General features: G+C 55.4%; 14 protein-coding genes. 7 read left to right on the forward strand and 7 right to left on the reverse strand.

The features are described from left to right. Positions 1–51: 51 nt before the first annotated feature. From lolC to cobB, 5 genes are read left to right on the forward strand one after another with little or no spacing between them, the layout of a single operon-like run. Positions 52–1,251 (forward strand): lipoprotein-releasing ABC transporter permease subunit LolC, encoded by a 1,200-nt coding sequence (gene lolC, locus ACQG2Q_RS09330; RefSeq protein WP_017384712.1) that lies wholly within the window; start codon positions 52–54, stop codon positions 1,249–1,251. Beyond that, positions 1,244–1,945 (forward strand): lipoprotein-releasing ABC transporter ATP-binding protein LolD, encoded by a 702-nt coding sequence (lolD, locus tag ACQG2Q_RS09335; RefSeq protein WP_032624471.1) that lies wholly within the window; start codon positions 1,244–1,246, stop codon positions 1,943–1,945. Before lolC ends, lolD begins: the two co-directional genes overlap by 8 nt. Next, a complete protein-coding gene (gene lolE / locus ACQG2Q_RS09340) occupies positions 1,945–3,189 on the forward strand; it encodes a lipoprotein-releasing ABC transporter permease subunit LolE (protein WP_022647758.1) in 1,245 nt (414 codons plus the stop codon). Before lolD ends, lolE begins: the two co-directional genes overlap by 1 nt. Before the next feature lie 54 nt (positions 3,190–3,243). Then, positions 3,244–4,155 (forward strand): N-acetylglucosamine kinase, encoded by a 912-nt coding sequence (gene nagK, locus ACQG2Q_RS09345; RefSeq protein ID WP_096216802.1) that lies wholly within the window; start codon positions 3,244–3,246, stop codon positions 4,153–4,155. 14 nt (positions 4,156–4,169) lie between these two features. After that, a complete protein-coding gene (gene cobB, locus ACQG2Q_RS09350; protein WP_022647760.1) occupies positions 4,170–4,991 on the forward strand; it encodes a Sir2 family NAD+-dependent deacetylase in 822 nt (273 codons plus the stop codon). A 34-nt stretch (positions 4,992–5,025) separates the two neighbouring features. On the opposite strand, the gene potD is transcribed toward cobB, so the two are convergent. The 4 genes from potD to potA are packed head-to-tail and all read right to left on the reverse strand — an operon-like array spanning position 5,026 to position 8,834. Further along, positions 5,026–6,060 carry a spermidine/putrescine ABC transporter substrate-binding protein PotD gene (gene potD / locus ACQG2Q_RS09355; protein ID WP_023305878.1) on the reverse strand — a complete coding sequence of 345 codons (1,035 nt, stop codon included), beginning with the start codon at positions 6,058–6,060 and terminating at the stop codon, positions 5,026–5,028. Then, entirely contained in the window at positions 6,057–6,848 is a 792-nt protein-coding gene (potC, locus tag ACQG2Q_RS09360) for a spermidine/putrescine ABC transporter permease PotC (RefSeq protein WP_023305879.1), read from the reverse strand. The genes potD and potC overlap by 4 nt, the downstream gene beginning before the upstream one ends. Continuing rightward, entirely contained in the window at positions 6,845–7,702 is an 858-nt protein-coding gene (gene potB, locus ACQG2Q_RS09365; protein WP_022647763.1) for a spermidine/putrescine ABC transporter permease PotB, read from the reverse strand. Before potB ends, potC begins: the two co-directional genes overlap by 4 nt. Further along, on the reverse strand, positions 7,686–8,834 hold the full coding sequence (gene potA, locus ACQG2Q_RS09370) for a spermidine/putrescine ABC transporter ATP-binding protein PotA (protein ID WP_164715803.1): 1,149 nt from the start codon (positions 8,832–8,834) through the stop codon (positions 7,686–7,688). The genes potB and potA overlap by 17 nt, the downstream gene beginning before the upstream one ends. A gap of 237 nt (positions 8,835–9,071) precedes the next feature. Between potA and pepT the strand changes: the two genes are divergently transcribed. Both pepT and ACQG2Q_RS09380 read left to right on the forward strand, forming a co-directional pair. Further along, complete coding sequence (pepT, locus tag ACQG2Q_RS09375; RefSeq protein ID WP_032624465.1) at positions 9,072–10,295, forward strand: peptidase T; 1,224 nt, start codon at positions 9,072–9,074, stop codon at positions 10,293–10,295. A gap of 97 nt (positions 10,296–10,392) precedes the next feature. Next, positions 10,393–10,884 (forward strand): REP-associated tyrosine transposase, encoded by a 492-nt coding sequence (locus ACQG2Q_RS09380; RefSeq protein ID WP_063199429.1) that lies wholly within the window; start codon positions 10,393–10,395, stop codon positions 10,882–10,884. Between the two features lie 92 nt (positions 10,885–10,976). Here the strand turns inward: ACQG2Q_RS09380 and ACQG2Q_RS09385 are convergent, their stop codons facing one another. From ACQG2Q_RS09385 to phoP, 3 genes are all read right to left on the reverse strand, one after another. After that, on the reverse strand, positions 10,977–12,098 hold the full coding sequence (locus tag ACQG2Q_RS09385) for a cupin domain-containing protein (protein WP_063849326.1): 1,122 nt from the start codon (positions 12,096–12,098) through the stop codon (positions 10,977–10,979). 91 nt (positions 12,099–12,189) lie between these two features. Continuing rightward, positions 12,190–13,653, reverse strand: coding sequence for a two-component system sensor histidine kinase PhoQ (gene phoQ / locus ACQG2Q_RS09390; protein ID WP_022647768.1), 1,464 nt, complete (start codon positions 13,651–13,653; stop codon positions 12,190–12,192). Beyond that, the gene (gene phoP, locus ACQG2Q_RS09395) at positions 13,654–14,325 is read right to left on the reverse strand and encodes a two-component system response regulator PhoP (RefSeq protein WP_026094318.1); all 672 of its coding nucleotides are present in this window, start codon (positions 14,323–14,325) and stop codon (positions 13,654–13,656) included. Positions 14,326–14,446 lie beyond the last annotated feature (121 nt).

Consider the following 14,446-nt stretch of genomic DNA (forward strand, 5'->3'; position numbering starts at 1 on the left):
CGGATTCGCTTATATACTCGTGGGTCTGCTATCAGCAAACAGACGGATTTCATGTATCAACCTGTCGCACTCTTCATAGGCTTACGTTACATGCGTGGGCGCGCCGCGGACCGCTTCGGTCGCTTTGTCTCCTGGCTTTCGACTATTGGCATTACGCTTGGCGTGATGGCTCTGGTGACGGTGCTTTCCGTCATGAACGGCTTCGAGCGCGAGCTGCAAAACAATATCCTGGGGCTGATGCCGCAGGCCGTTCTCTCTTCCACTCAGGGCTCCGTTAACCCGCAACAGCTGCCGGAAAGCGCGGTGAAGTTACAGGGTGTCACGCGCGTTGCGCCCCTCACGACGGGCGATGTGGTGCTGCAAAGCGCCCGCAGCGTGGCGGTCGGGGTGATGCTGGGTATCGATCCGGCGCAAAAAGATCCGCTGACGCCGTTCCTGGTCAATGTGAAACAAACCGACCTGGAAGCGGGTAAATACAACGTCATCCTCGGTGAGCAGCTTGCCGGGCAGCTCGGGGTCAACCGTGGCGATCAACTGCGCGTGATGGTGCCCTCAGCCAGTCAGTTTACGCCGATGGGGCGTCTGCCAAGCCAGCGCCTGTTCAACGTGATTGGCACGTTTGCGGCGAACAGCGAAGTCGATGGTTACCAGATGCTGGTTAACATTCAGGACGCCTCTCGTCTGATGCGCTACCCGGCGGGAAATATCACCGGCTGGCGTCTGTGGCTTGATGCGCCGCTGAAGGTGGATACCCTTAGCCAGCAGACGCTACCGGAAGGAACGAAATGGCAGGACTGGCGCGACCGCAAAGGCGAACTGTTCCAGGCCGTGCGCATGGAGAAAAACATGATGGGGCTGCTGCTGAGCCTGATCGTGGCCGTTGCCGCGTTTAATATCATCACCTCGCTCGGGCTGATGGTGATGGAGAAGCAAGGCGAAGTCGCCATTCTGCAAACCCAGGGGCTGACGCCGCGCCAGATCATGGCGGTATTTATGGTTCAGGGCGCCAGCGCTGGCATCATCGGCGCGCTGCTCGGCGCGGCGCTGGGTGCGCTGCTCGCCAGCCAGCTCAACAATCTCATGCCGATTATCGGCGCGCTGCTTGATGGTGCGGCGCTGCCGGTGGCTATCGAGCCGCTCCAGGTGGTCGGTATTGCGCTGGCCGCGATGGCTATTGCGCTGCTCTCTACGCTTTATCCTTCCTGGCGGGCTGCCGCCACTCAACCCGCTGAGGCTTTACGTTATGAATAAGATCCTGTTGCAGTGCGACAACCTGTCCAAACGCTATCAGGAAGGCGCTGTGCAGACCGACGTGCTGCACAATGTGAGCTTTAGCGTGGGTGAAGGCGAGATGATGGCAATTGTTGGCAGCTCCGGCTCCGGCAAAAGTACGCTGCTGCACCTGCTGGGCGGGCTGGACACGCCAACCGAAGGCGATGTGATCTTTTCCGGGCAGCCGCTGAGTAAAATGTCGTCTACGGCGAAAGCCGAGCTGCGTAACCGTGAGCTGGGTTTTATCTATCAGTTCCACCACCTGCTGCCGGACTTTACGGCGCTGGAAAACGTGGCGATGCCGCTGCTGATTGGTAAAAAGAAACCCGCAGAAATCAATGCCCGCGCCAGCGACATGCTAAACGCGGTAGGGCTGGGTCATCGCGGGAATCATCGTCCGTCTGAGCTTTCCGGCGGCGAGCGTCAGCGTGTGGCCATCGCCCGTGCGCTGGTCAACAACCCGCGCCTGGTGCTGGCGGATGAACCGACAGGTAACCTCGATGCGCGTAACGCAGACAGCATTTTCCAGCTTCTCGGCGAACTGAACGCCGCGCAGGGAACCGCGTTTCTGGTGGTCACGCACGATTTGCAGCTGGCTAAGCGGATGGGCCGTCAGCTGGAAATGCGCGACGGTCGTCTGAATGCAGAACTGACGCTGATGGGAGCGGAGTAATGGCTTCACCGTTATCGTTACTCATTGGGTTACGCTTTAGCCGCGGTCGTCGCCGGAGCGGGATGGTTTCCCTTATCTCCGTGATCTCCACCATCGGTATCGCCCTGGGCGTGGCGGTTCTAATCGTGGGCTTAAGCGCCATGAATGGCTTTGAGCGCGAACTGAATAACCGCATTCTGGCCGTTGTACCCCACGGTGAAATCGAGCCGGTTAACCAGCCGTGGTCCAGCTGGCGTGATGCCCTGAACAAAGTGGAAAAGGTACCCGGCATTGCGGCGGCTGCACCTTACATCAACTTTACCGGGCTGGTAGAGAGCGGGGTAAACCTGCGCGCCATTCAGGTGAAAGGGGTGAATCCACGTCAGGAGGAGCGTCTGAGTGCGCTGCCTCGCTATGTGCAAAATGGTGCATGGGCAAACTTTAAGGCTGGCGAACAGCAGATCATCATGGGCAAAGGCGTTGCCGATGCACTGAAGGTGAAGCAGGGCGACTGGGTCTCGATCATGATCCCGAACGCCAGCGCTGATCACAAATTGCAGCAGCCTAAGCGCGTGCGTCTGCACGTCACCGGTATTTTGCAGCTGAGCGGCCAGCTCGATCACAGCTTCGCGATGGTGCCGCTGGAAGATGCGCGCCAGTATCTGGATATGAGCGACAGCGTGACGGGCATTGCCATTAAGGTTAACGACGTTTTCAACGCCAATACACTGGTGCGTGACGCTGGCAGCGTGACCAATAACTATGTCTACATCAAAAGCTGGATCGGCACTTACGGGTATATGTACCGTGATATCCAGATGATCCGCGCGATTATGTATCTGGCGATGGTGCTGGTGATTGGCGTGGCGTGCTTTAATATCGTCTCTACGCTGGTCATGGCCGTTAAGGACAAGAGCGGCGACATTGCCGTGCTGCGTACCTTAGGGGCGAAAGACGGTCTTATTCGCGCCATCTTCGTCTGGTACGGTTTGCTGGCGGGGCTGTTTGGTAGCCTCTGCGGCGTGGTCATCGGCGTGGTGGTGTCTCTTCAGCTGACGCCGATTATCAACGGGATTGAGGCGCTTATCGGCCATCAATTCCTGTCAGGCGATATCTATTTTATTGACTTCCTGCCGTCTGAACTGCACTGGCTGGACGTCATTTATGTGCTGGTTACAGCACTTTTACTGAGTCTGCTGGCAAGCTGGTATCCGGCGCGTCGCGCAAGCCGAATTGATCCGGCGAGGGTATTAAGTGGCCAGTAATTTCGTCATGGTTTAGGGGTCTTTTGGCCGCTGAATCAAACAGAGGAATGCATCATGTATTACGGATTTGATATTGGCGGCACCAAGATTGCGCTCGGCGTGTTCGATAAAGACCTTAAGCTACAATGGGAAACCCGCGTGCCTACGCCGCGCGATAGCTACGATGAATTTTTAACCGCCATTGCCGCGCTGGTGGCGCAGGCGGATGAACGCTTTGGCGTAAAAGGCAGCATCGGCATTGGTATACCGGGTATGCCCGAAACCGACGACGGCACGCTGTATGCCGCCAACGTTCCTGCTGCCAGCGGCAAACCCCTGCGTGCCGATCTTTCTGCTCTCCTTGAGCGCGACGTGCGCTTAGACAACGATGCCAACTGTTTTGCTCTCTCAGAGGCCTGGGACGACGAGTTTCGCCGCTATCCGTTGGTGATGGGGCTGATCCTCGGAACGGGCGTCGGTGGCGGGATTGTCATTAACGGTAAGCCCATTACCGGGCGCAGCTACATTACCGGAGAATTTGGTCATATCCGTCTGCCAGTGGATGCGCTGGACGTCGTTGGTCGTGATTTCCCGCTTACCCGCTGCGGCTGTGGTCAGCACGGCTGCATTGAGAGTTACCTTTCAGGGCGCGGGTTTGCATGGCTTTATGAACACTTCTATCATCAGAAACTTGAGGCTCCTCAAATCATTACGCTGTGGGAGCAGGGAGACGCGCAGGCGCGTGAGCACGTTGAGCGCTATCTTGATTTGCTGGCGGTGTGTCTGGGGAATATCCTGACCATCGTCGACCCGGATCTGCTGGTGATCGGGGGAGGGCTGTCAAATTTCTCTGCGATTACGGAACAACTGTCCGGGCGTTTGCCCCGACATTTATTGCCGGTCGCCCGCGTGCCGCGCATTGAGCGTGCGCGACACGGGGACGCAGGAGGCATGCGCGGAGCCGCATTCCTTCATCTCACCGATTAGTTTACGAGGTTACTATGCTGTCGCGTCGCCAGGGTCGACTCAGCCGTTTTCGCAAAAATAAACGCCGCTTACGTGAACGCCTGCGTCAGCGGATCTTTTTCAGAGACAGGATGATGCCAGAAGCGATGGATAAACCCAGAGTGGTGGTGTTGACCGGGGCGGGGATCTCCGCCGAATCCGGTATTCAGACCTTCCGCGCGGCGGACGGGCTGTGGGAAGAACACCGAGTAGAAGATGTGGCGACGCCGGAAGGTTTCGCCCGCGATCCGGCGCTGGTTCAGGCGTTTTACAACGCCCGTCGTCGCCAGCTTCAGCAGCCGGAGATTGCGCCAAACGCGGCGCACCTGGCGCTGGCAAAGCTGGAGGAGGCGCTGGGGGATCGTTTTCTGCTGGTGACGCAAAACATCGACAATCTTCACGAAAGAGCCGGAAACCACAACATCATTCACATGCACGGCGAACTGCTCAAGGTGCGGTGCGCATGGAGTGGGCAGGTGCTGGAATGGAAAGAGGACGTGCTGGACGAAGACCGCTGCCACTGCTGTCAGTTCCCTTCGCGTCTGCGTCCCCATGTGGTCTGGTTTGGCGAAATGCCGCTGGGAATGGATGAGATCTACAGCGCCCTGGCCATGGCGGACGTCTTTATCGCCATTGGTACCTCAGGACATGTCTATCCGGCGGCGGGGTTTGTTCACGAAGCGCGACTGCAAGGTGCCCATACGGTGGAGCTTAATCTGGAGCCAAGCCAGGTCGGGAGTGAGTTTGAAGAGAAGCATTACGGTCTGGCCAGCGAGGTGGTGCCAGCCTTTGTGGATAAACTCCTGAAGGGGCTGTAAGGGTAACGGGCGACCTTGCGTCGCCCGTTGTGCATTAACGGCCTGCTTTTAGCTTCTGATAATACTCTTCATACAGGCGGCTCGCGTCACCGACGTCGTTCTGCCATTCCCCTTTGCTGATGGTTTCAGCGTCCGGATAAAGCGATTTATCATTCGCCACTTCAGGACTTAACAGCTTCCGCGCGGCCAGGTTTGGTGTCGGATAACCAATAGTTTCCGCCACCTGTTTTGCCACATCCGGGCGCAGCAGGAAGTTAATCAGCTTCAGGGCGCCATCGACGTTTTTCGCATTAGCCGGGATCGCGAGGCTGTCCATCCAGAAGATGCCGCCCTCTTTCGGCCAGACCACCTCCAGCGGCGTACCGGCCTGACGCGCCACAAACGCAGAGCCGTTCCAGACCATCCCCAGATTCACTTCACCTTCCATATACGGATTAGCCGGGTTATCCGAGTTGAACGCTGCCACGTTTGGCATCAGCTTTTTCAGTTCGTTATACGCCGATTCGATCTCTTTCGGATCGGTGGTGTTGCCGGAGTAGCCGAGTTTACGCAGCGCAATCTGGAACACTTCGCGCGCATCATCGGTTAACAGCAGGCTGCTTTTGTATTCCGGCTTCCAAAGATCAGCCCAGGATGAAACCGTTTTTGGATCAACGGCATCGCTGTTGACGCCAATTGCCGTCGCGCCCCAGATGTACGGAATGGAATAATCGTTGTTCGGGTCGAACGGCTTGTTTAGCATCTCAGGATCGAGGTTTGAAAAATTGGTTAGCTTCGTTTTATCGATCTTCTGGATCATGCCTTCTTTGCGCATCTTGTCGACGAAATAGGTCGACGGCACCACCAGGTCATACGCGCCATCTTTATAGGTTTTGAGCTTGGCGTACATGGTTTCATTCGACTCGTAGGTCGAATAGATCACCTTGATGCCCGTCTCTTTGGTGAACTGCTCCAGCAGGCCCGGCGGCACATACTCGGTCCAGTTGTAGAAATAGAGCGTTTTGCTGTCATCAGCATGCGCGGCACCCATTCCGAGCACCAGTGCCGCAGCGGCAAGCATTTTTTTCATTTCTGTGTCCCCTGAGATTTTGTTTTATCACGAGCAATAACCTGGCTGGCAAACACCAGAACCAGCGATAACACCAACAGAATAGTCGCCAGCGCGTTCACTTCGGGTGAAACACCGACTTTCACCATTGAGTAGATCTTCAACGGCAGAATTTCGTAGCTCGGCCCGGTGACGAAGGAGGACACGACCACGTCGTCCATCGACAGGGTAAAGCTGAGCAGCCATCCGGCTGCCACGGCAGGCATCGCCAGCGGCAGGATGATTTTGCGCAGAATGGTCATCTCGCTGGCACCCAGATCTTTCGCCGCTTCCAGCATGCGTACGTCGAATCCTTTCAGTCGCGCGTAGACGGTTACCACCACAAACGGCAGGCAGAAGGTGATATGCGAAAACAGCAGCGACCAGAAACCGAGCTGGACGCCCAACAGCATAAACAGCACCAGCAGTGAAATGGCCATCACGATGTCCGGGGACATCATCACCACAAACAGCATACCGCTGACGAACGGCTTACCGCGAAAACGGTAGCGGTACAGCGCCACGGCGGTCAGCGAGCCAATCAGCGTCGCGAAGGTGGCAGAGAATACCGCCATCGTCAGCGAGTGCTGAGCGGCCTGTAGCAGGCTGTCATTGTTCATCAGCAGGCCATACCATTTGGTGGTAAACCCTTGCCAGTTGATCCCGAAGCGTGAACTGTTAAAGGAGTTCACGATCAAAATGATTATCGGAATATAAAGATACGCATAAATGGCGGTCATAAAACCGCCGCGAAGCAGTCGACCGATCATTCCAGCTCCACCTTCTTATTCAGCAGGCGTGAGGCACGCCAGTAAACCAGCAGCATCAGCCCCATTACCACCGTCAGCGTAATGCTGGTGGCCGAGCCGAACGGCCAGTCGCGGATGTTCAGGAACTGGCTCTTGATCACGTTGCCGATCAGCAGGTTTTTCGCCCCGCCCATCAGGTCCGACACGTAGAACAGGCCCATCGCAGGCAGCATGACCAGCAGACATCCGGCAATAATGCCCGGCATGGTCAGCGGGATAATGATGCGGATAAAGGTTTGCAGCTTGCTGGCCCCCAGGTCTCTCGCGGCTTCCAGAAGTGGTTTATCAAGCTTTTCAATACTTGAGTAAAGCGGCATCACCATAAACGGCAGCAGGATATAGACCAGGCCGACGATCACCGCGCTCGGGGTGAACATAATGCGGATCGGCGTATCAATAACCCCAAGCCACAGCAGAAACTCGTTCAGATAACCTTTGGTGCTGAGGAAGATTTTCAGCCCGTAGATGCGGATTAACGAGTTGGTCCAGAATGGCACAATCAGTAAAAACAGCAGCAGCGGACGCACTTTTTGCGGCAGGCGAGCCAGGAACCACGCGAACGGATACCCCAGCACCAGACAGGCAACGGTGGCAATCAGCGCCATATTGAGCGAGTGCAGCAGCACGTCAAAGTAGAGCGGATCGAGCAGGCGTGCGTAGTTGTCCAGCGTAAAGACCATCGCGACGAAGTTCGCGTCGTCGCGGGTCAGGAAGCTGGTTACGATGATCATCAGGTTGGGAAGAAAGACAAACAACACAAGCCAACCGACGATCGTGGCAATCACCACATTCTGGAACTTACTTGTGTTCTTCATCAGCCAGTACAACCTCCCAGCTTTCTACCCAGTTGATTACCATCTTCTGATCCAGCGAGTGGTCGAAGTCCGGATCGTCCTCGTTGAAGAACTCACTAACCATCACCATTTTGCCGTTTTCCAGTTCCACAACGGATTCGAGGGTCATCCCTTTGTAGTTGCGTTCGCGAACGTAACCGATCAGACCTTCGGCGTCAGCCGTGTCGTGGATCTCATCGACGCGAAGATCTTCCGGGCGCAGCAGAACGTTGAGCCTTTGTCCCTTTTCCACGGCAAAGTTCACCGTGATGTTGCATTCGCGGCCTTCCACGTTGGCGAGCACGCGCTGCTCGTCCAGACGCTCAATCACCGTGGCGTTGAAAATATTGATTTCGCCAATGAAGCTGGCGACGAACAGGTTTTTCGGCTCCTCGTAAATTTCACGCGGCGTGCCGTCCTGCTCAATCTTGCCCTCACGCATCACCACGATACGGTCTGACATAGTCAGCGCTTCTTCCTGATCGTGAGTGACAAACACGAACGTGATGCCGAGCTTACGCTGAAGCGCTTTCAGCTCGTTCTGCATCTGCTTGCGCAGCTTGTAGTCCAGCGCGGAGAGGGATTCATCCAGCAGGAGCAGGCGTGGTTTGTTGACCACGGCGCGGGCAATAGCCACACGCTGCTGCTGACCACCAGAAAGTTGATGCGGCTTGCGCTGGGCGAATGCCTCCAGCTGCACCATGCGCAGGGCTTCGGTAACGCGCGGCGGGATCTCGCTGGCGGGTGTTTTTTGCATCCGCAGGCCAAACGCCACGTTCTCAAACACGGTCATGTGCGGGAACAGGGCATAGCTCTGAAAGACGGTATTGACGTGGCGATCTTCGGCAGGGACCTGGGTAATGTCCTGGTTCTCAAGATGGATATGGCCGTTATCGACGCTTTCCAGCCCGGCAATAAGGCGCAGGACGGTGGTTTTGCCGCAGCCGGAGGGGCCAAGCAGCGTGAGAAACTCACCGTCATTGATGGTCAGATTAAGATCGGAAATGACATCTTTGCCATCGAAACTTTTACGAATTCGTTCCAGTTGCACCAGCGGTGAAAGGGAACGGGGTTGTGTATTCAATTTTCGCGCTGTCCCATATAGACGCCTCAGGCAGCAGACTGAAGCGGGGTTTGTGTGTAACCACCTTGGTGACTCGTAATGAGGGCGGACATTCTACGGCAAACCCATTGAATCGCCAATCCTTCTCACTTATTCATAAGCTACATTTATTAACGCAGAACGATATAAACGTAAAAAGTTCTCGTTTGCGGGATAAAAGTGACCTGACGCAATATTTGCGTTTTGCTGCTTAATGATAATGTTGTCACAAAAAGTGAGGGTGACTGCATGGATAAACTACTTGAGCGTTTCTTACATTACGTTTCGCTGGATACCCAATCTAAGCCGGGGGTCCGACAGGTGCCAAGCACCGAAGGCCAGTGGAAGCTGCTAAATCTGCTGAAAGAGCAGCTGGAGGCCATGGGGCTGGTTGATGTCACGCTCAGTGAAAAGGGGACCGTGATGGGAACGCTGCCGGCCAACGTTGAGGGAGATATCCCGGCGATTGGCTTTATTTCTCATGTCGATACCTCACCTGATTTTAGCGGTAAACACGTTAATCCGCAGATTGTTGAAAACTACCGCGGCGGAGATATTGCGCTGGGCATTGGCGACGAAGTGCTGTCGCCGGTGATGTTCCCGGTACTGCATCAGCTGCTGGGGCAGACGTTAATCACCACCGACGGCAAAACCTTGCTGGGGGCCGATGACAAAGCGGGTATCGCCGAGATCATGACGGCGCTGGCGGTGCTGAAGGGCAAAAATATCCCACATGGCGATATCCGCGTGGCCTTCACGCCGGATGAAGAGGTAGGAAAAGGCGCGAAACATTTTGACGTTGAGGCGTTTAACGCTCAGTGGGCCTACACCGTCGACGGGGGCGGCGTGGGTGAACTTGAGTATGAAAACTTTAACGCGGCATCGGTGACGATCAAAATCGTCGGGAATAACGTGCACCCGGGCTCTGCGAAAGGGGTGATGGTGAATGCGCTGTCGCTGGCTGCGCGTATTCATGCGGAAGTTCCTGCCGAAGAGAGCCCGGAGATGACGGAAGGGTATGAGGGTTTTTATCATCTGACCAGCATCAAGGGGAACGTGGACAGCGCGCAGATGCACTATATCGTCCGCGATTTTGACCGCAAAGCCTTTGAAGCGCGCAAGCGTAAGATGATGGAGATCGCGAAAAAGGTCGGCAAGGGGCTGCATCCGGATTGCTATATTGAGCTCATCATCGAAGACAGCTATTACAATATGCGCGAGAAGGTGATGGAGCATCCGCACATTCTTGATATCGCCCAGCAGGCGATGCGCGATTGTGATATCGAGCCGGTGATGAAACCGATCCGTGGTGGAACCGATGGTTCGCAGCTGTCATTTATGGGCCTGCCGTGCCCGAACCTGTTTACCGGTGGATATAACTACCACGGCAAGCATGAGTTCGTGACGCTGGAAGGGATGGAAAAAGCGGTGCAGGTGATTGTGCGGATAGCAGAGTTAACCGCGAAGCGGTAATGTTTCATGCCGGGTGGCGGCTACGCCTTACCCGGCCTACATTTCGATCGTAGGCCCGGTAAGCGAAGCGCCACCGGGCAATGGGCAAGGAGTGCCAATGTCAAACTACCGCCGCCACTACATCCCCGGTGGGACCTGGTTTTTCACCGTCAATCTGCAAAACCGCCAGAGCGATTTACTTACCCGCCACATCGACAGCCTGCGTTCCGCTACCGCCACGGTTAAGCATGCGAAGCCCTTCACCATTAACGCCTGGGTTATCCTGCCTGAACATATGCACTGTATCTGGACCTTACCGGAAGGGGACAGTGACTTTTCAGCGCGCTGGCGCGACATCAAAAAAATGTTTAGCCGCAACATTGAGATGCGCCACGTCTGGCAGCCGCGTTTCTGGGAGCACACTATTCGCAATGAACAGGATTATCGGCGGCATATGGATTACGTCTACATCAATCCGCTGAAGCATGGCTATGTCGGGAAAGTCGTCGACTGGCCCTATTCAACGTTTCATCGGGACGTGCGGGAGGGGTTATATCCGACAGACTGGGCGGGTGAGATTGAGGATTTTGCGGCGGGGGAGCGGAAGTAAAAAAAGCCCGGTGGCGCATCGCTTACCGGGCCTACGGGAACGGCTTTTGTAGGCCGGGTAAGGCGTAGCCGCCACCCGGCAAACATCATGACTCAGTCCTCAAAAAACCAGTACCCGCTGTTAACCAGCGCGGCCAGCATGGCGAGGAAGGAGGGATCGTCCAGCGCGTCGCCAAAGGTATCCGCAGACAGCATCATATGGCTGGCAATCGCTTCCAGTGCCGGACGGTGTGGAGAGTCCAGGCGCTCGCCGTTGACGAATACCTCTTCGCCAATGCGCAATACACGTAATCCGCCCAGACGAACCAGCTTATCGCCCTGCTGGAGGGCATCATAAATTTCATCTGCCTGATACGGCGGCTCTGGCGGTGCAACGTCCAGTTCGTGACGCGACTGGCTGATAAACTCGCCAAACCACTGTCTGAAGTGCTCCGGTTCGTTGATCAGATCCAGCATCATACCGCGCAGCTTATCCAGCTCCTCTGGCAGAATATCGGCCGGGTGCTCACGCGCCGGAACATCCGGATCGCTGTAACGATGGCTGCCCAGCTCGCGCTGTAAAACATAGTCAGCGAATCCGCTGATCATCTCGCGGCCGCTTGGCGCGCGGAAACCAACCGAATAGTTTAGCGAGTTTTCCAGGGAATAACCTTCATGCGGGAAGCCTGGCGGGATATACAGAATGTCGCCTGGCTCCAGCTCTTCATCAATGATCCCTTCAAACGGATCAACCTGAAGCAGATCCGGGTGCGGGCAGTGCTGCTTCATTGGCACTTTTTCGCCCACTCGCCAGCGACGGCGACCGGTACCCTGAATGATAAACACGTCGTACTGATCAAGATGCGGACCCACGCCGCCACCGGGAACAGAGAAGGAGATCATCAGATCGTCCATTCGCCAGTCTGGGAGGGCGCGGAAGGGACGCATCAAGGCTGCGGTGGGTTCGTGCCAGTTGTTGACCGCCTGCACCAGTAAAGACCAGTTGCTTTCGCCCAGGTGATCGTAGCTTTCAAAGGGACCGTGGCTGACCTGCCATTTCCCGTCCTGATGGCTCACCAGACGGCTGTCTACCTCGTTTTCCATCGCCAGACCAGCGAGTTCGTCAGGAGATATAGGGTCGATAAAATTGCTGATCCCGCGTTTAAGAACGACCGGGCGTTTTTGCCAGTAACGTTCAATAAATTCGGGCCAGTTAAGCGTTAATTGATAATCCATATTTTTGTATTCCGCAGGCTCTTACTGAGACGGATTATAACGGAAGCACCGACCCCTGGCTGCGAGATCCGCGTATTTTTCACATTTCGGGTTAACTATCGTTCAATACGGGCTGTTGGCGGCCAAAAATGACTTCCATACGGGCACCGCCCAGCAGACTTTCGCCGGTTTCAATCTTGCCCTCGTACTGATCGACAATTTCCCGGGCGACGGATAATCCGACACCCTGGCCCGGGCGCAGCGTATCGGCGCGCTGACCGCGATCGAATACCACTTCGCGTTTATTATGGGGAATGCCAGGACCATCATCCTCAACGATAATATGCAGTTCGTTATCCGTTACGCGCGCGGACACCTCGACAAACTCCAGACAATATTTGCAGGCGTTATCGAGCAGATTTCCCATCACTTCCATAAAGTCATTCTTCTCGCCAACAAAGCTTATTTCCGGTGAGATATCCAGACTGATGTTTACCCCTTTACGCTGGTAAACCTTGTTCAGCGCAGAGGTGAGGTTATCCAGCAGCGGGGCTACCGGGTGCAGTTCACGGCTCAATAAGGCGCTTCCGGAACGCATGCTCGCGCGGTGCAGGTAATAACCAATCTGCTGTGAAATACGGCTGATTTGCTCCAGCATTACCGGCTCGGCGTCATCCACGCTCATTTTCGAACTGCGCATTGAACGCAGTGTACTTTGCATCACTGCCAGCGGGGTTTTCAGGCTGTGCGTAAGATCGGTGAGCGTCGTGCGATACTTGTCGTAACGTTCACGTTCGCTTTTCAGCAGGCGGTTGAGGTTGCGCACCAGGCTGGTCAGTTCGCGCGTAGTTTCAGGGTTAAGCTTCTCGCGGTGATGTTCCTCCAGCTCGCGCACCTCTTTGGCAAGGGATTCAATCGGGCGGAGGCTCCACCACGCAGCAACCCACAGGAGAGGGATCACCAGCAGCAGGTTGGCAGCCAGAACGTACACGAACCAGTTCCAGACCATATACGAACGTTTTAGCTCAACCGGTATGGTATCGATCACTACAATGGTCAGCTGCGGCATGTTCAGAGTGGCGGGATACAGGTTGATGGCCACCGAGTGGGTCATCTCCGTGTCGTCATCTTCAGCGCGGATCTCATTGAGCTTGTTCTGTAACGCCCGATCGTCACGCAGCAGGATGCTGGTAGAGTTGAGGTCGGCTTCTATTTCGTGAAAACCATTGGTTTTAAGCCATTCCGGACGGATGCGCTTTTTCAGCCAGGGAACGTCGCGCTGCGCCCACAGCAATTTTCCTTTTTCATCGTAAATGAGTGCCAGCGTTGGGCTCTGCTGGTTCAGGTTTTCCGGCATCTCGACGGTGATTTGGTTGTTCTCCCATTTCGCCAGGGTATAGAACAGATTACTTTCGCCGCGAAGCAGGCGGAAGGTGGTTTTATCGAAGCTTACGCTGTACCCGACCAACGCCACCATTCCGTAAGAGAGGGACAGCACGAGCACGACGGCGGCGGTTGCCAGCAGAAAGCGAACCCGCAGTGAAAGGGGTAAAATGTGGCGCAAAATCCCTTTCATTTAGCGTAATTCGAACAGGTAGCCCTGACCACGCACGGTGGTAATCACGTCGTGCGGGTACTGTGCCTGAATTTTTTTGCGCAGGCGGCCCATCAGCACGTCAATGGTGTGGCTTTCGCGCAGTTCGGCATCCGGATAAAGCTGAAGCATCAGGGAATCTTTGCTCACCACTTTACCGTTGTTACGGATCAGCGTTTCCATGATGGTGTATTCGAATGCGGTCAGCTTGATTACTTCATCATTTATTGAAAATTCGCGGCGGGAGAGATCCACCTGGAACGGCGGCAGAGAGATCACCTGTGACGCCAGCCCGCTGTTGCGGCGCAGCAGCGCCTGCATACGCGCGGCGACTTCTTCAATATGGAAGGGTTTGGTCACGTAGTCATCTGCGCCTGCGCTCAACACTTCAACCTTGTCCTGCCAGCCTTCGCGAGCAGTCAGCACCAGTACCGGCAGGGAAACGTCATGGCTACGCCAGCGGCGGATAAGAGATAATCCGTCTTCATCCGGCAGCCCTAAATCGACAATGGCGATGTCCGGCAGGTGTTCATTGAGATAATAATCGGCCTCTTTTGCGTCTTCAGCATCGTCCACCTGATGACCCATCTCCTGAAGTTGAACTTTCAGGTGATGACGTAGCAATGCGTTATCCTCAACAACCAGTACGCGCATCATCATTTCTCCCTTTATAAATGGTATGAATAGTTTAACGCTGATTATCCAGGTTGACACCAGCGTTATGAAATTAAATGATTTTTTTCATGCTTCCGAAGACAGGTGGTAATACCCCAGG

This window comes from Enterobacter cloacae complex sp. 370H10, from assembly GCF_050031535.1.
GTDB lineage: Bacteria > Pseudomonadota > Gammaproteobacteria > Enterobacterales > Enterobacteriaceae > Enterobacter > Enterobacter intestinihominis.